The sequence below is a fragment of the Phragmitibacter flavus genome (assembly GCF_005780165.1).
Classification (GTDB): domain Bacteria; phylum Verrucomicrobiota; class Verrucomicrobiia; order Verrucomicrobiales; family Verrucomicrobiaceae; genus Phragmitibacter; species Phragmitibacter flavus.
In genome coordinates this window covers 60,000-82,978 of sequence record NZ_VAUV01000016.1, presented here as the reverse complement: position 1 = coordinate 82,978, position 22,979 = coordinate 60,000, and the positions used below count along the sequence as shown (strand labels likewise).

Annotated in this window: 8 protein-coding genes; 2 read left to right on the top strand and 6 right to left on the bottom strand. The window is 57.2% G+C overall.

Annotated features, from left to right (window positions below):
• Window position 1: 1 nt before the first annotated feature.
• The 4 genes from FEM03_RS19545 to FEM03_RS19530 form a co-directional block, all read right to left on the bottom strand.
• Window positions 2-10,273 (bottom strand): LamG domain-containing protein, encoded by a 10,272-nt coding sequence (locus tag FEM03_RS19545; RefSeq protein ID WP_166443009.1) that lies wholly within the window; start codon window positions 10,271-10,273, stop codon window positions 2-4.
• 23 nt (window positions 10,274-10,296) lie between these two features.
• Window positions 10,297-12,036 carry a hypothetical protein gene (locus FEM03_RS19540; protein WP_138087990.1) on the bottom strand — a complete coding sequence of 580 codons (1,740 nt, stop codon included), beginning with the start codon at window positions 12,034-12,036 and terminating at the stop codon, window positions 10,297-10,299.
• A gap of 86 nt (window positions 12,037-12,122) precedes the next feature.
• Entirely contained in the window at window positions 12,123-12,689 is a 567-nt protein-coding gene (locus FEM03_RS19535) for an ECF-type sigma factor (protein WP_138087989.1), read from the bottom strand.
• Window positions 12,686-16,735: a serine/threonine-protein kinase gene (locus FEM03_RS19530; RefSeq protein WP_138087988.1), complete on the bottom strand. Its 4,050-nt coding sequence runs from the start codon at window positions 16,733-16,735 to the stop codon at window positions 12,686-12,688. Before FEM03_RS19530 ends, FEM03_RS19535 begins: the two co-directional genes overlap by 4 nt.
• Before the next feature lie 225 nt (window positions 16,736-16,960).
• Here FEM03_RS19530 and FEM03_RS19525 point away from each other — a divergent pair, with 225 nt between their 5' ends.
• The gene (locus FEM03_RS19525) at window positions 16,961-18,826 is read left to right on the top strand and encodes a DUF6600 domain-containing protein (RefSeq protein WP_138087987.1); all 1,866 of its coding nucleotides are present in this window, start codon (window positions 16,961-16,963) and stop codon (window positions 18,824-18,826) included.
• 146 nt (window positions 18,827-18,972) lie between these two features.
• On the opposite strand, the gene FEM03_RS19520 is transcribed toward FEM03_RS19525, so the two are convergent.
• Together FEM03_RS19520 and FEM03_RS19515 are read right to left on the bottom strand one after the other, a co-directional pair.
• Window positions 18,973-19,353: a hypothetical protein gene (locus FEM03_RS19520; RefSeq protein ID WP_138087986.1), complete on the bottom strand. Its 381-nt coding sequence runs from the start codon at window positions 19,351-19,353 to the stop codon at window positions 18,973-18,975.
• A gap of 71 nt (window positions 19,354-19,424) precedes the next feature.
• Window positions 19,425-19,967, bottom strand: coding sequence for a hypothetical protein (locus FEM03_RS19515; protein ID WP_138087985.1), 543 nt, complete (start codon window positions 19,965-19,967; stop codon window positions 19,425-19,427).
• Window positions 19,968-20,136: 169 nt separating this feature from the next.
• Here FEM03_RS19515 and FEM03_RS19510 point away from each other — a divergent pair, with 169 nt between their 5' ends.
• Window positions 20,137-22,953 (top strand): metallophosphoesterase, encoded by a 2,817-nt coding sequence (locus FEM03_RS19510; RefSeq protein WP_166443007.1) that lies wholly within the window; start codon window positions 20,137-20,139, stop codon window positions 22,951-22,953.
• Window positions 22,954-22,979 lie beyond the last annotated feature (26 nt).

Genomic DNA, 22,979 nt, shown 5'->3' with positions numbered 1-22,979 from the left:
TTCAATTACCGGAAGCGGAATAGGTGTGGAAGATCAGGCGGATGTCGCGAATGCCAGGTGCCTCGTTGTTGCCGATCAGTTTTCTCAGACCTGTCATCCCATCCGCACTCAGCGTGCTGCCTGGAATGATGAGCACCCATTTGGTGTTCCAAACCGAGCGCCCCACCAGTCGAATGTCCGGCACCACCTCGTCCTCCGCAAAAGCATCCCCGCCATCATCGTGATAAGCCCGCATTCGTGAGTAGCGGCGAATCGCGCCCATTGGTTCCGTAAGGCTTGAGATCCCCGAAATGTAACGTGGATCGACCAGATTCGACTGGTTGATGACATAAGGCACCGGGATGGCCTGATCCACCACCGACCAGCGTCGGCTCTGCAGCGTTGGGCTGCGCGGAATGCGCATCACATCATCTCCTGCAGGCACCAGCCAGACTCTTGGTGCCACCGCCAGATTGGTGCCGTCATAACCTTCCATCCAGATGCCCGCCCCGATGATTTTCGTGGAGAAATGGGTCGAATCATAACTTTGGTCACGCGCCGCCAGCGGCCATCCAAAGAAGTTTTTGCCTTCAAAAATATGCGATTCAAACGGAATGACCAACCCCGGTTGAGCCCCTTCCGATTCCGCCCAAGGCGGGACACAGAAGGTTCTGAATTCCGGGATGTTCCAAAGGTTGGGCACCATATAGTCATTGAGCACCTGACGCCAGCGTTGGTCGCTCTCCATCGCAGGCAGACTTCCATCCTCCAGGCCCGGTTTTTTCACGCGGAACAGCTCATGCCGCAGCGAAAACTTTCCGGTCTCAAACTGCGGCTGATTGATGCCGAGCTGACCGCGCAGGTTGCCGAAGTTCGCCCAAAGTTTGGCAAGAATCGAGGCGAGTCCACCGCCGTTGATCGTTGGCTCGTTCCCTTCCATATGACCGGGCAGGCGCGCCGCAACTATCTCAGTAAGAAGACTGGTGGGATTGGACGGATGATTGTCCGCCAGATTGGTTTCATAAGCGAAAGCCTTGGTCGCCAGATAGGCATAGCGTGCGGCAAGCTCATAGGCATCGCGATACTTCTGCAAAGCATCGTTGTGCGCCACACGAAGCGTCATGTCGTTGTATCGTTCCCGCTGCACGTTGGCGGCGATGCGCTGGTTGGCCGTCATCCTTTCTTCAAGAAGCGCGGCAGATTCATCCACGAGACGGCTGAATTCCTGTTCCTTCTCAACAAGATTGTTCAAAGCCGCACCAATGGCAAAGCGCAGGGTGGATTCATTGTTGACCTTCTGCTGCAATGCCTGGGTGCTGGCAATAAGATCCTGACGGCGGGACAGCACATCGTCATAGATCTCGAAGTTACCCTCAACCACCTCAAAGGCGAATGCGGCCACCGATTTCGCGATTTCGATTCCTTTTTCCGCTCCATCAAAAGCTTCCACCGAAGCCGTTTTTGCAATAATGGTTCCCGCTCTCCCAGCGAAGGTAAGGTCATTGGCAACCCCGACCACTTTGGGAAATGCCTCCAGCGCAGCCGTCGTAATCCCCTCCACCGTGTTTTGGGCCGTATCAACTGCAGCCTTGGCAACATCTGCCACGATGAATGCCGCATTGACCGCCTTCTGCGCCGCCAGCAAGGCATTGCCTGCATCGGTTTGCTCAAGCATGATTTCTTGCTTCTGAAACATCACATCAAGGTCTGTGGTCAACTCCCGTAGGTAAGCTTGATAATCGTCAACCGCCTTCAATACATCGAGTTGAGCACCCGTCAGCGAATTGATGGATGATTGCATCTCACCCGTCACCGACCGCGTCCCCCACTCAGGAGGAGCCTGCAGACCATAGGTGCTGTTGGCATAAAGAGGCAGCGGGTAGTTGGCAAACAGTGCATTGTAATCTTGCCCCAAAGCAAATGTCGTCCCCAAGGTCGGGTTGCTTCCATCAGGAGAGAAATCGGTAAAGGTTCGAGGAAGATAAGTCCTAAAAAAATCCGCCAGCGAATACGAAGCCTCGGGAATGCTGTAGAGTTCAATGAAACCTTCAGGCACCTCTGTTACCACATTAGGAGGGTCGGTGTCCTTTCCTGTCGCTTGCGGATTTTTACGAATCAAGATATCCTGATACGCCCCACTCTCTGGTGGCAGATACTCAAACGCATTGATCCGGTCCACATAAGGAAAGAGAAACAAATCTGGTCCGGTGTAACCTTCTGGATAGAGTTTGCCCGCGCCGATGGTGCCCGAATACGGCGAACCCAGAAGTTTCTTGAGACCATTGCGATAAGCGATGTCCTGGTCCACCGCCTGTTCCGACAGTTGCTGGGTGTTGATCGCCACCTGACGCAGTCGTTGATCCGCTTCATTGGCATGGTTGAAGGCCGTGATCGCGTTCTGCAAAGCGCCGATGGCGCGTTGATAAATTTGTTCAAAATGGGTGTCGCCCTGCACGCCGGAACCCACCTCCAAAAACGTCGGGTCAATATCAAACGGCACCGCATCTTCGCCCACACCCACCGGAGTCACGCCCAACGCCGCATCGTCAAGCACCGTTTGAATTTCCTGAAAGCTGGTGGCCACTTCCGACACCGCCGTGATGGTGCTGCGATCCAGTTTCTCAAGGTTCTCGGCAGGCTGTCCATTGCTGCGATCCGGTGCCTCGGCAGGCAATAATGAATTGGCCGTCAACCAATCAAAATAAGCGCCCTGCCCCGCCCGCTTGCCCCATTCAGCAACCCCCCAGGCGCGGGCGGAATCCACGTCGGTGTAACCCTGCCACTGACCGTCGGGATTGGCGGTATAGGCCGCCCGATAAGTGTTGCGCACAATGGCCGTGCCGGCCCGGGCGCGGGCGGCGGCTTTCTCGGCGAATTTCTGTTCATCGAGATAGTCCACCTCCAACACGTTGTCGGCTAGGTTGTAAAACTCCGAGCGCGACAACCAGCGGAAAAAGGTGGATTGCAACAATCGATAGTGAACGCGCAGGGAACTGGTGTAATGACCCCACGCGTCCCCATGTCCCTGTGGAAAAAGCTCTGCGGCATCAAACTCGTTGATGAATCCGTCATGGTTGCTGTCACTGATCAGGTAGTTGTTGACGTAAGCCGCCTCGCCCTCGCCCTTCACAAAGTTCCAGAACAGTCGGTTGTCCACCGGCCACGCCTTGGCAAAATCGGAGCCCCGCAACAGGGCGAGTTCTTCCTGCAGCAGATTGGCCTCCTGATTTTGAAACGACCACACGGTTGGGGCAAACTTGCCGTATTCGATACTGGCAGTTCCCAACCCGATGGTTGGATCAAGCGCATCGCTATATGCCTCATTGCCCAACAACATGTAAAAATCGCTGATGCGCGTGGCAGCAAGCAACATGGCCTGTTGCACGCCGTTGGTGTCAGTCAAGGTGGCCGAGGCGAGGTTGAATGCGCGATCCAATACCGTCTGGTAAAGTGCGATCAATCCGACGTTTTCCACCACATTTTTATCTGAGTTCAACGCTACCGGACCCAGCGGACGCGCACCCGCCTGCTGGATCATGCTGGTGTAAGTCGCGGGACTGGTGTTGTTGTAAAAATCAGTGATGCGCGACTCGTAAGGATTGATACGATCAAGCACCCTCTTGACCCATCCGGTCGCCAGCGCAGGCACATAGCGCAACGACCCGTTGGCTTGAATCTGCGGTGAGTTGTTCGCCCCCGCCCATTGGAAGGGAGTAGCTTCTGCGATGGATGGTTTGATCCAAAATGCTTCGGTGGATTCCTCTCCTTGCAGTGCCACAGGTTCAGGCTTGAAGTCACCCTCGCCGGCCTTGCGATAACGAGCATACAACCAATGGTCCGCCAACAATCTCTCCGGCAGGCCGATCATGTCGAGGCTCGGGGTGGTCACCGCATTCCCCCCTTGAGAAAGCGGGGCCCTCCATAGCACGGCATTTTCGCTCGGAGTCGACTGCGGGATCTCCCCATCCACTTCGAGGGCATACCATTCAAAATGCACATCCTCCACCGCCCCACCAAAATCGGCCGTGTGTCGGAAGGTGATTTTTTCATCAAATGCATTGGCAGGCAGCACTTCTTTAAGTCCACCCCGGAAACGTTGTGGAGAGATTCGCACCACATGCAGGCTGACGGGAGCCGCCCCCAAATCGGGATGGTTGTTTTCCGCCAGCGTGACATAGATCGGACGCTGGAAATCGGCCGCCGTGAAATCAAGCATGCGGGGCGAAACCACCAGCGCACTGCCTGCACCGAGCGACATCAAAGGTTCGGCGCTTTGCTGATTTCTGCGCAGGGTGCGGATGCCGGTTTGAACGTTGGTGTCGAAAATGAAATTTCCGTTGGCATCGCGTTCGATCCTCGGCATGAGCCCGGCGTAGTAGAGACCGCTGGAGATGTCTGGATCGTTGCCAGAACCCACCAGATCAAGCGCCTCCGGGTTACGGGTCAGTTGATACAACGCATCGATTTTCGCGTCCCATCCTGCCGTCGGCGTGCCGGCATCATCATCGAGTTGCTTCAAGGCATCGCGATCCTTCTCGCTCAAAATATTGGGATCGAGAACATAGAGCGAAATGGGCGTGGTGGTGAGCGCGGGATCGCTGATATCCAAATCGTTGAGCAGTCCCCGCACCGTGAGTCGGCGCTGGATCGTGTCATACACCACCCGCTTTTGCAGCGAGGCCGAGAGACCGGTGAAGAACCACTGCGTGCCGCGCACTAGGACGTTGTTGTTGGCCGGATTTAATCCCTTGGGGAGATCATTGTCCGCATCGATCGCCACCGACCGATGGTCGAGCGGTCGGATGATGCGTGCTGAGCTGAGGTTCTTGGTGATGTCGCCGGTGGCACCGGGAACTTTCGCAATGGGTAACATCGGCGGATTGGCGGTGTCGAACACCACCTGCCCCGCCGCCCAGCCCACCACGGCGGGAAGGCCGTTGGCTTTGGGATGATCCTTTTTGTATTCACCCCCGGCATAGGTCAGCGTTTCACCAGTTTTGATGACCGGATAATCGTCCTTCCAGAACGCCTCGTAACGAACCGCCTGAGGAACTGGAGGAACGTCGGAACCGGCGTGTTCGGGATACAGCACCCCGTTTTCTGGAAGCCACGGAATGCTGAATCCAACCGGTCTGTCGTTGCTGCCGTCGTTGTCGAGATCGAACCAGAAGCCCGGTTGTAATGGATACCAAAACCGACCATCGAATCGCGCTTCATACACCGGAGCCGCTGCCACGGAAGGTTCGCGACCCGAAACGACCCAAGGATTGCCCTTGTGATCCTTCCAGAAAACCCGTCGCAAGTCCCATGGAGTTACGGAAGTCTCAGCGGGCACGCTGGCTCCGATCACGACATTCAGCGGATAGGGGAAAGCCAATGGATCGCCTGCAAAAGTGGGATAGTGAAAATCATAAATCGGATTAGCAGGCTGGGTGACGAGCGGTTTGAGGAAATTGACGAAGTCCGTTTTGTCGTAACCAAGCTTCGGATAGAGAGAACCGCGACGTTCGATGTTCACGCCGAAATCCACCGTGGCATTGCGGGTCTTCTCCACCTTCCAGGCAGACATTTTTGCCTCGCCGGTTTCGGTGTCGACATACTGGGCCAGCACCCAAGGCTCCGAAGTGTAATCTCCGCGGGCGTCGGTGAGGTTGAGATCATTGCGCAACGCGAACACGGCTTGCGGCGGATTGTTGGTGGCTGGCGCACCACCGATCAAGTGCCTCACGGAAGGTGCCACCAAGGCGTGTTCTTCATTCGGATTGTAGCCTGCGGCCTCCGGATCCGATTGCTGATAAATGGCCAGACCGCTGAAACGGTTCGCCTCGAAAATCTGCTGCCCGGCACCGGTGAAATCCACCCCCTCACTGCCCAGTCGACTGGCGATGTAGAGGCGTTGATTTCTAAGTGGTCCCGTTTGCGGAAAACGGACTGTGTTGTAACTCACGGCAATGTAGGGCCATGCAACGTTGGGATCGACAACCGAGTTCCTATGCGAGGAATTGCGATACCAAACGGTGTCTGGCGAAGAAGTGCCGGGCACAAACGATGAAGTAGTGGCGGCATTGACCGGATAGATCGGCCCCCACTCACCCGCCGCTGCGCCGCGATCATAGAGACCCGCATGATAGTTGGAGACCGGGCGCGTGATAAATCCGGTGCGCAGCCCTGCCAGATCAAGGCGGCTGGTGATGCGGGTGGCCACCTCCGGATGGGAATCCTCACCAGCAGTGAGAAAGAGCGGCACAGGATCTGCCGCAGCAGTGCCGACAACGCTTCCAGTGGTGGTCGAGCTCGCGCCAGAATGGAGGACCGTGATTTCTGAGGTCTCCTCGTTTTCCCTAAAGTCGGATGTGTTGAAGGTGAAATTGACCCTCGGCCCCACGAACTGGTTGTTCCTGATGACAACGGGTGATTCCACCGTCATGGCGGCAAACATTTCCTGCCTTTCGACGACGGTGTCCCATACACGCACCTGGTCGATCAACCCTTCAAACCGCGAGGCTCCCGACTCATCGGCTCCCACAGTCCAGGTGCTCGTTCCATTGAAGGCGGGAAGGCTGAACGTCATCACTTCCACCCCATCACGATAAATGCGCACCGATCCGCTTCCCGTGCTCACCGCCCAATGATGCCAGCGCGTGTCGGTGAATCCCAGAAACAGTTCGCGAACCGTGTTTTGACTCCGGAAAAAGAATGCCCCGCCACTCGCCGCACTACGAAATCCAATCTTAAATCCTCCCAGGACTTGGGAGTTGCCGGTGGTAAAAAGCACCTGTTCCCCATGACCCTCGCTCGGTTCCCGTTTGGCCCAAAGATCAACCGTGACCGGACCACCCGTTAGCGAAGGTGCGTTGTTAACTCGGAATGAGGTTCCCCCATCAAAACGGCCCATCCCCCCATCGCCTATACTCACATTATCATGACTAATTTTCCTTTCGTCGATCGGATAGGACTCCACCACCCGCACCATCATGATCTCGCGCAACGAGTCTCCCGTTGCCACTTCTTCAGGGTCAAGGCGAACACTGAAAACGAGAACATTGCGGCATTTTTCGGAAATTTGCAGCTGCTTGTTCTCGTCAACCTTGGTGGAACTCAGGACGCGATTTTCCGCCGCATTGGTCTCGTCGTCGCGGGTGATCCTTTCACTATATGCCAGACCCTTCTCGCCATCAAAAAACCATCGGTCCCGATCATCGGCATCCAACGCAATGGGAGGCGTCAAGCGATCCGCAATGACGTCAACTTCATCATCATCATTGTAGAGCACTTCATAATGGGCAACCGGCCAGCCCGGAAAACCCGTGGAGACCGACGGAAACGTCCGTGTTGTTCCGTTGTCGTAGGTGTAGGTATCACCAGGGAATCCGGCGATCACACGCACATTGATGTCGCTGCCACCATCCGCCGCTTTCCAGCTCATCAAAAACTGACCGGGTCGCACCGGATACAACAGGCGCGCCACCGCATCCCAACGCGCCACGTTCGACACCGTGGCATCCGTGGGGTTGTCACCCACCAGTTGGGTGATGGTGTAGGGAACCTCTGCGGTCGTGGAAAGACCCCGAGTGCTAAGATTTCCGCCAGGGGACAGCACCGGCATGTTGGTGGGGTTGACGGATCCGCCAAGCGCCAGCTCCACCACATAAATGGTGCTGCCATAGTTCCAAATGATTCTCCCCGGTCGACTGACGTTGGTGGAGCTGATGGTGTAGAAATCTCCGATGCTGTTCGAGGTCAGTCCCAGCGGCGATGCGGCGACGCTCAGGTTGGTTCCGACAAAGGTGACGTTCTCAAAAAGACCGGACGGCAGACCCACAAAACCATTCACGGAGGAGTTTCCAGCCGTGTCCTTCGAGGCCGACACGGTAAGACTGTCCCCCTCCCTGACCCATAGGATGCCTGCGCGGTTCAAGATGCCGCTCTTGCCGCTTGAAGTGCTCAACGCCGGGTCAAAAAGTCCATTCACCGTAAGGTTCTCGATGCGGTATTCCTTTTGCCAGTGCCACCGGATCGCAGCAGGCTGGCTCAACACAAATGCCGGCACCTGCTGATCGTTGGCGATCTGCAAAGGAATGAAGAAACGGTCGGTTACAGGATTGGCTTCATCGCGGAAAACTTGCTGGGCCGTCGCTGCCACGGTCTGGTCGGAACCGGGGTAGAAGTAGAGTAACATCCGGCCTCCGGGGATAAAATAGGAAAGGCCAAAGTCGTTCGCGGCATTCGCTACATTGTGACCCGGCGGGTCATCAAAGGCCAGATTGATCCGGTTGCCATTGAGCAAAGCTGGCGAGAGCGTGGGACTATCCATCGACTCCTGAATCTCTCTTGCTTCGAGGGGCCGACTCCAAATTCGCAACCCATCAAGGTCAGTGGCACCTCCAAGTGCATTGAAGGACACCGAGTTGGCGCTGACCTCTCCGGCTACCGTGGCGACCCTGATGGGCACGCCATTTAGGTAAAGCACGCCCTGCTGGCTATCGGAATCGTAAGTCACCGCCCAATGCTGCCAGGCATCTGAGCGGGACAGAATCTGGGACTCCTCATCCGTCGAGGTTTCGAACAGGGTGACTCCGCCGATGTTGATCGTCAAACCTCCGTTGGCAGCGCCGTTCATGTTAAAAAAACCGGCCATGCCAATGGCAAAGGATTTCAGGGTCGGCGCTCGCAGCCAGAATGAAGCACTGATCCCGGTTGCTGAGGCCAATGCGTTGCCGCTACCGCTAAAGGTGCTGCCTGCCGGCATTTTCAGATATCGATCCGTCGCTGGAGTGATGGTTCCCAAAGGTCGCGACGCCGGACCCTGCAACTCATAACCTCGAATCCGATAACGAACATCGTTGGCACTGTCGGGCTCAAAAACCGATCCCTCAATGCGGGGAGATTCAGCCGGACCGCTGCCCTCGGCAAACCAGTGTTTGTTCACCGGTGGATTGGGATTGCCCGATGCCGGCGAGCGCAGCGCGGTCGGCACCGCAGAATCAATGACGAGCGCCACCTCTTTTTGAAACTGCCATTCGAATTTGATGGCCTCAGTCGCCACCAGTTCGACCGCGCGTTCAGTGCCTGAAATGCTGGTGCCGGCGACTGTGTAGCCCAACGTTTTCCATCGGGTCACCGCATGATTCTGGATCACATCAGGCGATGGCACTTCGGCTCCATTCGCGGGAATGAGCGTGTTGCCGTGGCGATCGACATAGATGTATTCCGGCGATTTGAACGAGACGCGTTTTCCCTTGGGAACCTCCACGGTTTCAATGTTTGGCTGAAGGAGCGGTCGCACAAAGGGAAGTGCCTCCAGCGGCTGAACCAAAATTTCCAACCCGACAGGAGACCCTTCGAAAAGCTGCTTCCGCAATGGAAATTCCGGTGGCCGGTCCGCAAGGAAATTGCCGATGCGACTCTGCCAGAGAAAGTAGTTTTCGTTGGGAGGGACGGGATAGTCGGAACGCAGATCACCATCAAAGCTGATGTAATGATCCAACGCGTTGATCAGCGTGATGTTGTCATCCTCACTGCGATTTTCCAGGACATTCAACAACGCCTGCGCCCCTTGCCTGCGGACGTTGTCATTGTTGAAGTTGGTCACGATCTGGTTGATGCCCTTCCACAGGGTGAAGGTATGAAACTCGCCGTTGAAGTTGGCCACCAGATTGTTGGTGCTGGCCGTCGCAGAAGATTCAAACCCACCCAGCATCACAAAGACTGGAGCATCGCTCGGGATGCCAGGGAGACCATCGACACCTCCGAAAAGGCCGACATTCATCCGAAGGTTGCCATCCACCCACAAATTAAAGGCCCCAGTGCTCTGATTGTGAGTCAGGAACACGTAATGCCAGCTGTCGATGGAACTGTTGATGTTCGCGGAAAACTCCTGTCTGATCGCAGTCGGGTCGCCGGTGTTTCTCCGTGATGCCGTGAGCTTTAGCTGGGCCTGCCCGCCTGTAATCCCGTTTTGAATATTAAGCGCATAGTTTCGCGTAAAGGTCAGGTTCCCGATGATGTAGCTTCTGCCGACGCTGACGATGGTCGATTCCGTGCCGGATCCATTGTCGCCAGTGCGCCTGAACCAGAAACCCATGGAGTAAGATTGACCGTCATCGGATTTGAAGAATGGACCGCTCGACGCCGGCCACATGATGCCGACGTTTTCGTTCACCTTCGTCTGGAAAACCCGAAAAGTGCTTTCGACCGTCGGGATCTGCCCCGTCGCATCGGTTGGCACCCACCCCAGAAAGGCGAGAAAAGCCAGTAAAAGGAAGGCAGGAAAAAGGCGCAACGGAGTCTTCATCAGAATAGGGGAACGGAAAAGTTTCATTGCAGGCTGCTTACCTCCGACACGCGCTGGATGACGAAGCGCCCACGGCTGCGGTGGACGTCGCCGGGTTTGGTCAAGCCATAAACGCTCTCCTCGAACACGCCGCTCAACGCGCTGGCACCGAACCCGGGAGTGCGGTCGGCTTCAGGACTTCCCGCCGCATCCATCTCAAAACGCATCTCGCGGATGATACGAAATCCTTTGGCATGTTCCGGGTTGAAGACATGCCGGTAAGGATGCGTGCGATGCCAGGCATCCAGCACCAGCGAGTTGGGCTGGGTGGTGATCACGCCACCCGGAGCAAGAGCCCCGTTGAGCGGCAGACTGAGCAGATACTCCGTGCTCAACGTGGCCGGTGCGAAGTTCGGATTGGCCTCGTCCTGCACCGTCGGCAGCACGCTTCTTGGAAGGTCATAACCCGCCGTGTCAAAACGCTTGCCCACCAGCTTTCCACCACGCTGTTCGATGCCGATAAAATCGGGAATCTTGGTGTCGTCCACCACCACCACAAACTCATCCGGCAACTGGTCGGATGCCTGCTGCTTTTTCATCAAGGTCGCATGCTCCAACAACCGGGTCTGCCCGCCCGCATCGCCATGCAGTATAACCCGATACCGCATCGGACGCCGCACCGACTCCAACCTCGGACCGCTGCCGGCTTTTCCTGCCACCAGGCTTGTCGCATGCGTCATCACCACATCCCCCACCCACAGACCCGGCAACGGCGCTCCCGCCGCAGCCACCATGGCGAGATCGCTGCGCGCACGAAGCGGCAGATACTGCTGATAACTGCTGCCTCCCGCGATACTTGCCTGAACCAGATACAAATTCTCGCGCATCGGTGGAGCCGTGGTCCATCCACGCTCAATCTCCAAACGCACCGTCGCCGAACTGCGCGAAGCCAGCGTCCCGGCACCCGTGCCGTCCGTGGTGATGTCGAAGTCGACAATGCCACTGCCGCCGGTCGCATCCCGCACCACGATGCCATCATTTACTAAACGAAGCAACGTCAATCCAGAGGCGGACGGTGCCAGGTTGCCAGCCGTGACATTGGTGAACTTCACCGTCTCCCCCAGATCCAAAACGCCCTCCGTCAGATCCGGCAACAGCACCGGCACCGGACCTTGATAAGAAGAACTTCCACCGCAGTAAGTCCAGTAGGCCGTGTTCTTGCGCATCCGCTCACCCGCTGCGACCGCCACCCATTTCCCCGCCGCGAGTTTGTAAATTTGATTGAGCGGATGCGTGCCTGACGGAGAAAAATACTCGCTGAATGTCGGAGCAAGGGTGCCAACGGAGACGCCAACAAAATTAAAGCTGTTCGGCTGCCAGTCATAACGATGAAACGATACCGCCCCGTTGAGCGTCATTTCCACCGCTGCCTCCGAACGATTGAAAATCAGATACGCGGTGTTGCCCTCCATGCCGCCTAGGGTATTGCCTCCGACTTGGGTATCGCGACGCCATTTCAGCCAGAAATCATTTCCCAGCGAGTCGACCGACACGTCTTCGATGAACTCAAATCGCGCGTTGGCCGGAAGGTATCGGGCAACAATGGCCACTTCTGGAACACCCTGGAAAACCTCAGCCGGACTCTGCGGCGTGCCATCCGCCTTTTGCGGTTCAACCTCCAACCACACCGCATTCCATCCCGGCTCCAACGTGATTTCCTGATCCCTCAACGCACCTGAAGCCATGCCAGCGCTGATAAAAAAGAGGGCGAGAAGTAGACGCATCCTCATCCATGCGACTTGGCGCGCTCAATCATGTCATTTAGTTTGCGAAGGGAGATCCGATTTATTAATGCCACGCCATTTCCCTATCATTTTCTTGATCGATCAATCTCCACTTTCAACCAGGCACGAGCATACGCCCAATCCCTCTGAACGGTGGCCAGCGAATATTGCGTCACCGCCGCGATCTCCTCAAAACCCAGTCCGGCAAAGTATCGCAACCTGACGATCCCCGCCTTGCGGGAGTCAATCCCATCCAACTTTTCCAGCGCATCATTGATGTCGAGAATCTCCGAAGCGGCCGCCGGCTCCTCGATCTCCACATCATCCAGCCCGATCCGCACCAGCTTCCCTCCGTGTTTTTCCCGCGACCGACGACGCGCACGATCCACCAAAATCCGCCGCATGGCTTCCGCCGCTGCTCCGAAAAAATGCAGGTTGTTCTTGAACCGCACCCGACCCTCCTGATCCAGCAACCGGACCCATGCCTCATGCACCAGATCCGTGGTCATCAGCGAAACCTCGCGCTGTTCACCCGCCAGCGCCTTGGCCGCAATCTTCTTCAATTCAAAATAGACGCAGTTCATCAATTCCATCTCCGCATCCACCTCCCCGGTCTGTAGTCGTTCAAGTAGCAAGGAAATATCAACCTTCATGGAACGGCGGTAATGGCAGTGATGAATGGGCAGCCTTCGGTCGCGACAAAATCAATCTCCCGAATGGCAACGTTCAAGCGAGGATTATGCCACACAAAGTGAAACAAGCGAACACCTTCAGCATCGCTGGAACCTCGCTGAGATGGCCCGGACCACGCAACCCTGACCGAAAAGTTCCCCTCGCCAAGAGGCGGAGAATTCTGCAACCAGCCGAGCACGTCCCTCCCCATCTTCAGCCTATGTTCCACAGAAACACCATCCTCATATCGAATCACCAACCGGCCCGCCTCATACCCGGTCTTCCAGTCCTTGCCCCAGGTCACCGCGCCAAGGAAGTTCAGACTGGCGGCCTTTTGATGCACCTTAATGCCGGTCACCTTGTCAGGAAAAGCCGGCACCGGCGGCTGAAATCCCATCTTCCGCGGATACACCTGCATGATTCCCCGCACATCCCAGTCCACACCGTTGAAACGATGAACACCCGGCTCAAGATCTCCCAGAGTAGCCCCGGCCGCAGTCGTCCACGATTCATCCAGCGGGGCGTTGTAATGAGCGCTCAGATCGAGGCAGGCGGTCGGAACACCCTCACCGCGAGGTGGCAAATCCTCAACCACAGGCCATGCAACCGGAGGAAGCTCCCTCAAATCCCAATCAAACTCCGGCAACAACGACGCAGGAAGCGGTTGCTCGGGTGAACTCGCCGGTGCCCGCATCACCTTGAGCACGCCTGGCAAAGCGATCAGCCCCAGCAAACTGCTATCATTGGACAACGCCATCGACCTCACGGGCGCAGGGATCAGGTGCTGACCAAGAAACCGCCACACCCCCGTGCGCCAGAGAAACAGTTGATCCCCGTCTCCCGATGACAACAAAGTTTTGCCGTCTGAGGTGAACGCCAGAAACAACACCGGGCGACTGTGACCTCTCAACTCCGCCACCTGATCACCAGATGACACATCCCAAATCTTGATGAGATGGTCGTAACCGCCAGTCGCCAGCCATTGACTGTCTGGAGAAAAAGCAAGCCCCCTAGCCCCGATGTTGTGGCCCCTAAAATCCAACCGCTTGATCCCGTCAGGAACCGAACGCAGCACCACCGTCCCGTCCAGTGCCACCGTCGCATGCAGCTTCCCATCAGGCGAAAAAGCCACGGCCCCGATGGATTGCTGGTGTTCCTTTGCAGCCGACAACAGGCAGTCTCCCGATTGCGTGTCATAAAAATGCACATCGCCATCCACCCCCATCGAGAGGATCGCGCCATCCGGCGAAAGCGCCGTCGCACCCTCCAGATGAGGCCGATGTTTCAAATCGCGACCACCAAGGCATTCACCGTCCTTTGTGTCCCACCATTCAAGCAATCCTTTCGAATTGAAAGTGGCCAGCCGTTGACCATCTGAAGAGAAACCCAAAGGCGACCGCTGGTATCCAATCACCATCGCCTCGGACATATCTCTTCCATGAAACAGCTTGAGCACACGATCGGCAGACTGTGCCGCCAGCAAACGTCCATCCGGCGATATCCGCACTCCGCCCATCCCCAGTGCGGCATGCATGGAGGTCACCTCGTCCTTCATTCGACGCGCGCCGATCTTCCAAATGCGTGCCGTCCGGTCGCCACCTCCCGATGCCAGCCGTTTGCCATCCGACGAAAAAGCCAAAGCCTGCACCTCCTGCCGGTGACCAATGAAGCTCTCCAATTCCCGGAACGTGTTCATGTCCCAAAGACTGACGCGATGATTGGCAGAACCTGCGGCCAGAACATTGGCCACCGGTGAAGCCGCCAGTGCATAAGCACCTTCCACCACGCCTTCGAGCGGCCCCACCGGACCGGCACCAGGAAGCGACCAGATGGAAGGACTGTTCCGACGGACACGCGTCGTCGCCGCCAGCCAGGCCCCATCATGCGCGATCGCCATGTCCATCGCCGTCGGCTGGTTGAACCTGGCCCTGCGCTCGCCGCTGACGACGTCCCACACGTAAATCTGGTTCAACCCCGCGCCCGTCGCCAGCAGCCCGCCATCCGCCGTAAACGCCATCCTCGTCCCCGCATTGGGAAGAACCCGCATTTCCTTGCCCTCCAGATCACGATCCCAACTCCACAACCTTGTCTCCCCCGCATTCCCATTCCAACGGGCATCGCCAACCCCCAGTGCCAGCACCGGTCCCGTCGGCGAATAACCCGGGCGGACCTTGTCCAGCGCCAGCTTGCGCCCCAGCCGGAAATCGGGCCCCGTCCAGACCCGCAAATGCGTTTCACCCCCCGCCGCAAAATAGCGGCCATCGTGAGAAAACGAAACCCCGATGATCCTTGAGGTCGCATCGTCGATCGTCTTGAGCAGCTGGATCTTCCCCAATTCCCACACATTCACCCGCCCCCCCATGTCGCCACTGGCAAACAGGTTGCCATCTCTCGAAAAAGCAACCGCCCCCACACCCATTCGATGCCCCCGCAACAACGCCACATGGCCATCCCGAACCTCCTGGTTCAAATAGCGCCATTCGAATCCACGAAAATCAGGAGCACCATCGCGAGGCACCTGCCGCTCCAAAAACTGCCGCACCTGACCGGTATTCCCCTTCGCCAACAAAAGCGATGCCGCACTCATGTCCGCTTCATACGCCAGATGCATCGCCTCAACCCTCCGCCTTTCCGCTTCATCCGCCAGACGCCGCTGCTCCTCCTCGGCAATATTGGATCGGTAGGCCCATGAGAGACTGACCGCCGTTCCCGCCAGCAGGCAAACCACCGCAGCCGCCGAAGCCGCAAACACGCCCGGGTTGCGCCTGACCGCCTTGCGCAACAACAACCACCTGCTGGGTGCCCGCGCCCGCACCGGCTTGTCACAAAGATAACTTAATACGTCATCCCCCAACTCCCCTGCCGACTCGTAGCGGGCAGACGGTTGTTTCTCGATGCAGCGCATCACAATCCAGTCCAGATCTCCCTTGAGCACGGAAGAAAGGCGATGGGCATCCGTCATCCTCGCCAAGGCAATCAACGTCGCTTTTTCCACCGCCAATCCCCGGATCATTTGCGACGGCAGCGGCGGAGTAACATCACGAATGCGACGGCGCACTTCCTCATGGCTGGTCATCGAACCATTCAGGGTCGACATCGGCGTCATGGAGGTCAGCAACTCATAGAGGATGATCCCCATCGAATAGATGTCCGTCCGTGTATCCACATCCGCCTCCACCAGTCCCGCCTGTTCCGGACTCATGTAAACCAAAGTGCCCATCACCTGCCCCATCCTCGTGTGCAGCGAATGCTCCTCGGGATCCGCATAAACCGCCTTCGCCACCCCAAAGTCGATCACCTTCAAAACCGCCCGACCATCCTCAAAACTGACCAGCAAATTCGACGGCTTCAAATCCCGGTGAATGATCCCCTTCTGATGCGCATGTTTGATTGCCTCACACAGTTGCAAAAACAGATGGAGCCTTCGAAGTAGCGACAACCGGTGGCTCTCGCAATACGCCGAAAGATTCACACCATCCACCAATTCCATCGCAATAAAAAGACGCCCGCCATGAGTCGCCCCACCTCCATAAACCCGTGCAATGTTGGGATGATCCATCCTCGCCAGCAGTTGTTGCTCACGATTGAACCGTGACACCACCTCCCTGGTGTCCATGCCCAGCTTCAAGATCTTCAATGCCACCATCTTCCCATCAGAACCCATCTCCCGCGCCCTCCACACCGTCCCAAATCCTCCAGCTCCAATCAGCGAAACCAGTTCATAAGCCCCGTATCGCGCCCCCTCCCGCTCCTCCTCTTCCCGACTTTCAGACCCCGCAGGCTGCACCACACTGTCCGTAGCCATCTGCATCATGAAACCGGTTTCATCATGGGCGGCCAGCAACGCCTCCACCCGTTCCCGACATTCCGGATCACCCGCACAAGCTGCCTCCAGCCAGCGATCCCGGTCTTTTCCGTGAAGGCTGATCGCCCTGAGAAAAACCTCTTCCTCTGAAACCGTCAACGAATCCTCCGCTGTCGTCCGACACGGCTCCTTCACTGCAGGAAACGGTTCATCCATGGGCATCTTCGCAAAAACCAAACATGATCCTCCCTGATGACACAACTCACACCTCAAAATAATTTCCTGCGAACGCCACCTCGCAACAAACCACCCCAATTGACACCCTGCCAAGGCCAAATTCCCCGCCCTCACGAATCAGCACATGAATAGACCCGGTCCGCATGTGGTCCAAGCCACTACCCCCGGATCGTTCATCATCAAATCAAAAATCACCCCAGACAACCCGCCATGAAAAACACCTTAGCCACCCTGCTCGCCAGCATCTGCTTCCTGCTGATCGCGAGCGCCCCACCCACCCACGCGCAGGACGACCCCGTCGACTTCGACTACTTCTACGACAATCTTGCCTCCTACGGCGACTGGATCGAAGTCGAAGGTTACGGCTATTGCTTCCGCCCCTTCGTCGCTTCTGAAAATCCCGACTGGCAACCTTACACCGAAGGCTCATGGGCCGAAACTGAAGGCGGCTGGACCTGGGTCTCCGAGGAAGAATTCGGCTGGGCCACTTACCACTACGGCCGCTGGGTCTTCATCGACACCTTCTGGGCCTGGGTTCCAGGGTATGAATGGGCCCCCGCCTGGGTCAGCTGGCGCACTGGCGGCGATTACGTCGGCTGGGCACCCCTCCCACCCGAAGCTCAATGGAGCAATGACCGCGGATTCGACTCCTCCGTCGACGTCGTCTACGACATCGGACCCCGCTACTACAACTTCATCCCGATCATTCACTTCGGTGCCACCAACTACCGCCCGCACTTGATCGGTCGTGATCGCAACATCACCATCATTCGCGAAACGACCAACATCACCAGCATCAGCTATCACCAGTCCGACATCCGCCTCAATCGCATCCACATCGGCGGACCGCGCTACGATGACCTCAGCCGCCGCAGCGAACAAAACATTCGCCGTCTTAAACTCATTCAGCATCGCGACCGTGGCAACGATCGACAGCACCACCGCAGTCGCGTCGAAAACGACCGCTTCTCCGTCTTCGCTCCTTCGATCACCCGCAAAGAAAACCGCAACATTGCTCCTCGCGAAGTCAAAATGAAAACCAACCGCGACAAAATCGACCGCGGCTGGCGTGGCGTCGCCCAAGAACAGGCCAGCCAGCTACGTCAACGCATTGCCGAAGAAAAACGTCCAGAGCGTGATGGCAATGGTCCCCGCGGCGAACGTGGAAATAGAGACAACAATGATCGCGACAATAAAGGTCCTGATCGCGCCATCCCCATCCCAAACATGCCCGGACAACGTGATCGCGACCGCGATGGTGAAAACAAAGGCCCTAGAGGTGACCGCGGTGACAATAACAATGATCGCAAAGGACCCGACGGTGCCATGCCTGGTCAGCGCGACCGCGAAAGTGCCGACCGCGATCCCCGCATGCCCCGCCCTGGCCCCGACCGCAATCCAGGTTCCGACTCCAACCCCACCATGCCGAGAGAAGGCCGCGAAAAAGAAGACGCCGAACAACGTCGTCGCGATATGCCAACGCCAGGAAACCGTCCCGACCGCAAACCCGAAGACCAGCTGCCCCCAGGTCGCGTGATGCCCAAACCGGAGGAGTCGTCACAACGTAGCACTCCCCCCGCCAACATGCCCCGTCCCGACCGCAAGCCGGACGAACCGCGCAACAAACCCGAAGCCGTTGCTCCTCCACAAAACCGAAGAGCACCAGGAGCTGGACCCGGCAATAGCCAAAACGAACCCAAACGCCCTGAGCCCCGCAAAATGGAAGAGCGTGCACCCCAACCCCGCAGAGAACAACCTCGTCCCTCTGCCCCGCCAACGCAGCGCAGCGAAAAACCCGCGCAGGAGAAGGTTCGTGAGCGTCCACCGACACCTACCCCAACGCCCCGCAAAGAGAACAAATCTGAAGCACGTCAGGAACGTCCCCGGTCCGCCGAACCTTCCCGTAAAGAATCGCCCAAACCCCAAGCTCAAGCTGAACGTCGCGAACCAGAGCGTAAAAAAGCCGAGGCCCCTAAACCCGAACAACGCCAACCTCAGGAACGCCCCAAAAGTTCCGGGAACAAACCCGAGCGCAAAGGCGGTGAAGACGACGAGCGTCGCAAAAAGAAAGATTAGTAAAGGGAGCACGGACATTCCTGTCCGCTGTTAGCCCAAGATAGGTGGACAACAATATCCACCCTCCAACAAAACAAACAGGCTGGTGGAAAGTTCCACCAGCCTGTTTTTGTTTAAAAATTGATAACTGGCTTAAGTCATCAAACTTAGTTCTTTTTCGTATCAGGCGTCACCACATCCGCACCCCGACCACTGGTCGTTGATGGATTATTGGTGGAACTCGAAGCGTCCGTTCCCGACTTCTGTTCCGCTTTATTTTCGGTCTTCTGCGCTTCTGAAGCACGACCACCTTCACGCGTGCCCGACACGGCTTCTGGGGCATCCACCATTTCACCACTGAACGTCATCATTTTGCCATCAGGCACCGTGGTTTCATTGATGGGAGTGGTTTTGCCGTCAACCACCACATAGGCTTTGCCTTCGCGGTAGACGACCCCACCTGATTTCATCGGCTCAGCCGACACACTACCTGCCGCGAGCAATACTGCGGCACCGATTCCTGCAATTAGAGATTTTTTTGTATTCATAGCAGGAAGGGTTCGGATGTCTTCCTCGCTATGGTCCCGCCCCCATGACCCGGTCAGGCTCCTCCCCGAACTTACTTCAGCCGCTTGAACACCAGATAACTCGTCTGCTTCCCATAAACAGGAGCAACGCCAAACAACAATTCACTGCCCGAAACCGTCGATCGATATACCAGATCTCCATATCCATCCAGATACCACTCGATGGATCGCCCCTCATGAATTCCCACCTCCACCGTGTAGGGATTGTCCTCCCCTCGACCAAAACTCCGCTTCCTCACCAATCGCCCATTCTCCATCGAAAAATCCCTACTCTCCGTAATCATCGCTGACGAAACCCGTTCGCCATTCTCAAAATATTCCCCCCTTAAGCTTGCTCCCACCCATTGCAGCGTCATCAAACGCTTCCCTGTTCCTCGATGAACCCCGTCCAAATCCATCAACGACCTCAACCCATAAGCATTGGCATCATTCACCTCATACCTGCCCGCATAGTCCGCCCGCGTCTTATTGGAATCACGACTTCTTTCCTCCCCGAATTTCTTCACTGACACGCACCCTGCCAATGTTCCCATCAACAAGAACAAAACGCCCGCCCAAGATATCTTTCTCTTCATCGTGTTCGGATTGTCCCCATCTCCGCAGGTTCTTACAATTGCGTTCACAATGATGTCCCTACCAAGCCAAGGATTGGGCAGCGTCCCCGTGACTGACAAGACTGTCACAACCGCATGATGGCCAACCACTTCGAATCGACCAACGTTCATGCCTCATCGTCTGAACGTCATGAAATCACTCGCTCTTCACGGCCTCGCCTTTTTCCTCTGCGCCACTTCCACCCTCGCCGCTGACCGCCTTCTGATCGACTTCGGCAACGCCACCGAACAATCCCCTTCTCCGGACCTCTTCAATCGCCATTGGAACCTCTTCTCTGCACTGAACCAATCGCCCATCAACCCCGCCACCCGCGTCGACGGCTCCCCATGGACCGGCGTCAGCCTCACCATCACCGACGCCTTCCGCACCATCTCCACCAACAACAACGGCGGTGAACTGATCTACAACTCCGCTGCGACATCGGACTTCTGGTTTGTGCAAAAAGCTGACAATGCTGTCGGCGCGATCCGCATCGACGGACTCGATCCCAGCGGCAACACCGTTTACGACATCAAAGCTTTCGTCTCTTCCAATCGCAGCGCTCCCGAAGTTTTCAACACCCTCTACACCGCCACCGGAGCGAACTCAGCCTCTGCCACCCTTGAGGCCATCGACAACATTTCCAACGTCGCCAGCATTCCCGGCATCATCCCCAATGCCTCTGGACAAATCACCGTGCGCGTTGAACTCGCCGCCAACTCCACCACCTACGGAGCCATTAGCGTGCTGGAATTGATCGCCCGCGCGCCCACCGACCCCATCACCCCCGATCCGCAACCCAACCGGTATGCCGCCGTCGGTCAAACCCCCAATCCTCCTTCCACCGTCAGCACCGCCAACCCCGAAGGGCTGCGCGCTTACGTCTATGAATCCCCTGACAGCTTCACCAGCAAGCTTGGCCTCGGCGAACTCCTCCGCCGCGCCGGATTCCACGTCATGCCGCTGCCCCTCAATCAGCCACCGTATGTCCCCGGTTCCGATCCCGAAACCGACGTCGACCTCATCGCCATCGGCTCCTTCGCTTCTGAAAATCCCGAATATCAAGCCTACATGGCGACCTACGCTGATGACCTCGACGACTTCATCGATCGCGCAGGATTGCTGATCCAATTCTCACAGGCTGATCAACACGAACCCTCGCCTCCTTTCCTTCCCGACACCCAGGCAGCCAGCCGGGTCGACACCGACTTCGATTCCACCTTCATCCTCGTTCCCGACCACTCCCTCCTCGCCAACGTGCCTACCGCAGCCGACGGCAAATCCCTCTCCTTCACCCTCAGCGACGACAGCGTTTTCTACCGCACCAACACCTCCTGGGAAACCTTCGACCAGTTCTCTGGCTTCGAAGTCATCCTTTCCGGCGATCCCAAAGCCCGTTTCCCCGCCCTCATGGAAGGTGCCTACGGTCAGGGCCGCTTCTTCGTCTCCTCCCTCGCGGTCGATAAAATCCTCAACGCCTCCACCGGAGCCGATGTATCCACCACAAGTCAGGCCGCCTTCAACACACCCTTCTTCACCAACCTCTACGACTACACCGCCCTCGTGCGTGACCGTCAAACCCCGCCCATCAACATCACCCCCCAACCCGGCGATTCCCTCATCGAAGACGGTGCATGGACCCTCGTCCTGCTTCCCGACACCCAGATCTATTCGCAAAACTACCCCGGCGTCTTCGAAGCCCAAACCTCCTGGATCTATCACAACCGCCGCGCCCGCAACATCCGCTTCGTCCTGCACCTCGGCGACATCGTCAACGTCAACTCCCGTCCCGAATGGGAGAACGCCCGCCGTGCCTTCCGCATTCTCGACAACCAGGTGCCCTATGCCTTCGTCCCCGGCAACCACGACTACGGCCCGGGAGGCAACGCCGCCACGCGGGACACCTTTATGAACGACTACTTCAAGGAAGAACTCTACCGCCTCACCCCCGCTTTCGGTGGCGTCATGGAAACCGGCAAGATGGACAACAGCTACCACTTCTTCAACGCCGGCGGCGTTAACTTCATCGTCATGTGCTTCGAATGGGGCCCACGCGACAGCACCATCGCCTGGGCCGATGGCATCCTTCAGCAATACCCCCAGCACAAGGCGATCCTCGTGACCCACGCCTACATGAACAACAACGATTTCCGCTACGACATCAGCGACTCCACCCGACCCCAAGCCTACAACCCACACAACTACACCACCCCCGGCGGCGTCAACGACGGCGAGGAACTCTGGCAAAAACTCGTCCGCAAACACAACTTCGTCCTCACCGTCAATGGCCATGTGCTCGGCGACGGCACCGGCTATCGCGTCGACAACAACGACGCTGGAAATCCCGTCCACCAAATGCTTATCAACTACCAGTTCCGCAACCTCGGCGGCGAAGGCTACCTGCGCACCCTCGAGTTCCAACCCGATGGACAAACCGTCGTCGTCAAATCCTACTCCCCCATCCTCAACAACTACCTGCTCACCACCGATCAGGACTTCAGCTTCGACCTCCCCCTCGGTGCCGCCGATCAGGACAATGACGGCATCCTCGACTACTTCGATGCCGATTTCGACGACGACCTCGACGGCCTCGACAACTTCAACGAATTTGTCATCCACGGCACCTCCTCCAGCACTGCCGACACCGACGCAGACGGCCTCAGCGACCTCTTCGAATCCACCGCCGGCAGCAACCCCCTCTCCAACGAGCGAGCCTACATCGATCTCGTCCGCAACAACCGCGAACAATTCGGCCTCTACACCGAAGACGAAATCGGCGAACTCCGCCCCGGCGGCCTCCTCATCAAAGTCGAAGACGACATGGTCGAGCTGAACCTTCAACTGAAACAGAGCCCCAACCTCCAGCCCGAGTCCTGGCAAAACGCCGGACCACCCGTTGAATGGTCCATCCCTGTCGATCCCGAATTCCGCTTCTTCCGCGTCAAAATCAACGACGGCACCGATTGAACCATCTTCCAAAACCCCCTTCCCTT

Coding starts and splice junctions, on each gene's coding strand:
- FEM03_RS19510 (WP_166443007.1), top strand. CDS start 20,137: ATGAAATCACTCGCTCTTCACGGCCTCGCCTTTTTCCTCTGCGCCACT.
- FEM03_RS19530 (WP_138087988.1), bottom strand. CDS start 16,735: ATGCCCATGGATGAACCGTTTCCTGCAGTGAAGGAGCCGTGTCGGACG.
- FEM03_RS19525 (WP_138087987.1), top strand. CDS start 16,961: ATGAAAAACACCTTAGCCACCCTGCTCGCCAGCATCTGCTTCCTGCTG.
- FEM03_RS19535 (WP_138087989.1), bottom strand. CDS start 12,689: ATGAAGGTTGATATTTCCTTGCTACTTGAACGACTACAGACCGGGGAG.
- FEM03_RS19540 (WP_138087990.1), bottom strand. CDS start 12,036: ATGCGTCTACTTCTCGCCCTCTTTTTTATCAGCGCTGGCATGGCTTCA.
- FEM03_RS19515 (WP_138087985.1), bottom strand. CDS start 19,967: ATGAAGAGAAAGATATCTTGGGCGGGCGTTTTGTTCTTGTTGATGGGA.
- FEM03_RS19545 (WP_166443009.1), bottom strand. CDS start 10,273: ATGAAGACTCCGTTGCGCCTTTTTCCTGCCTTCCTTTTACTGGCTTTT.
- FEM03_RS19520 (WP_138087986.1), bottom strand. CDS start 19,353: ATGAATACAAAAAAATCTCTAATTGCAGGAATCGGTGCCGCAGTATTG.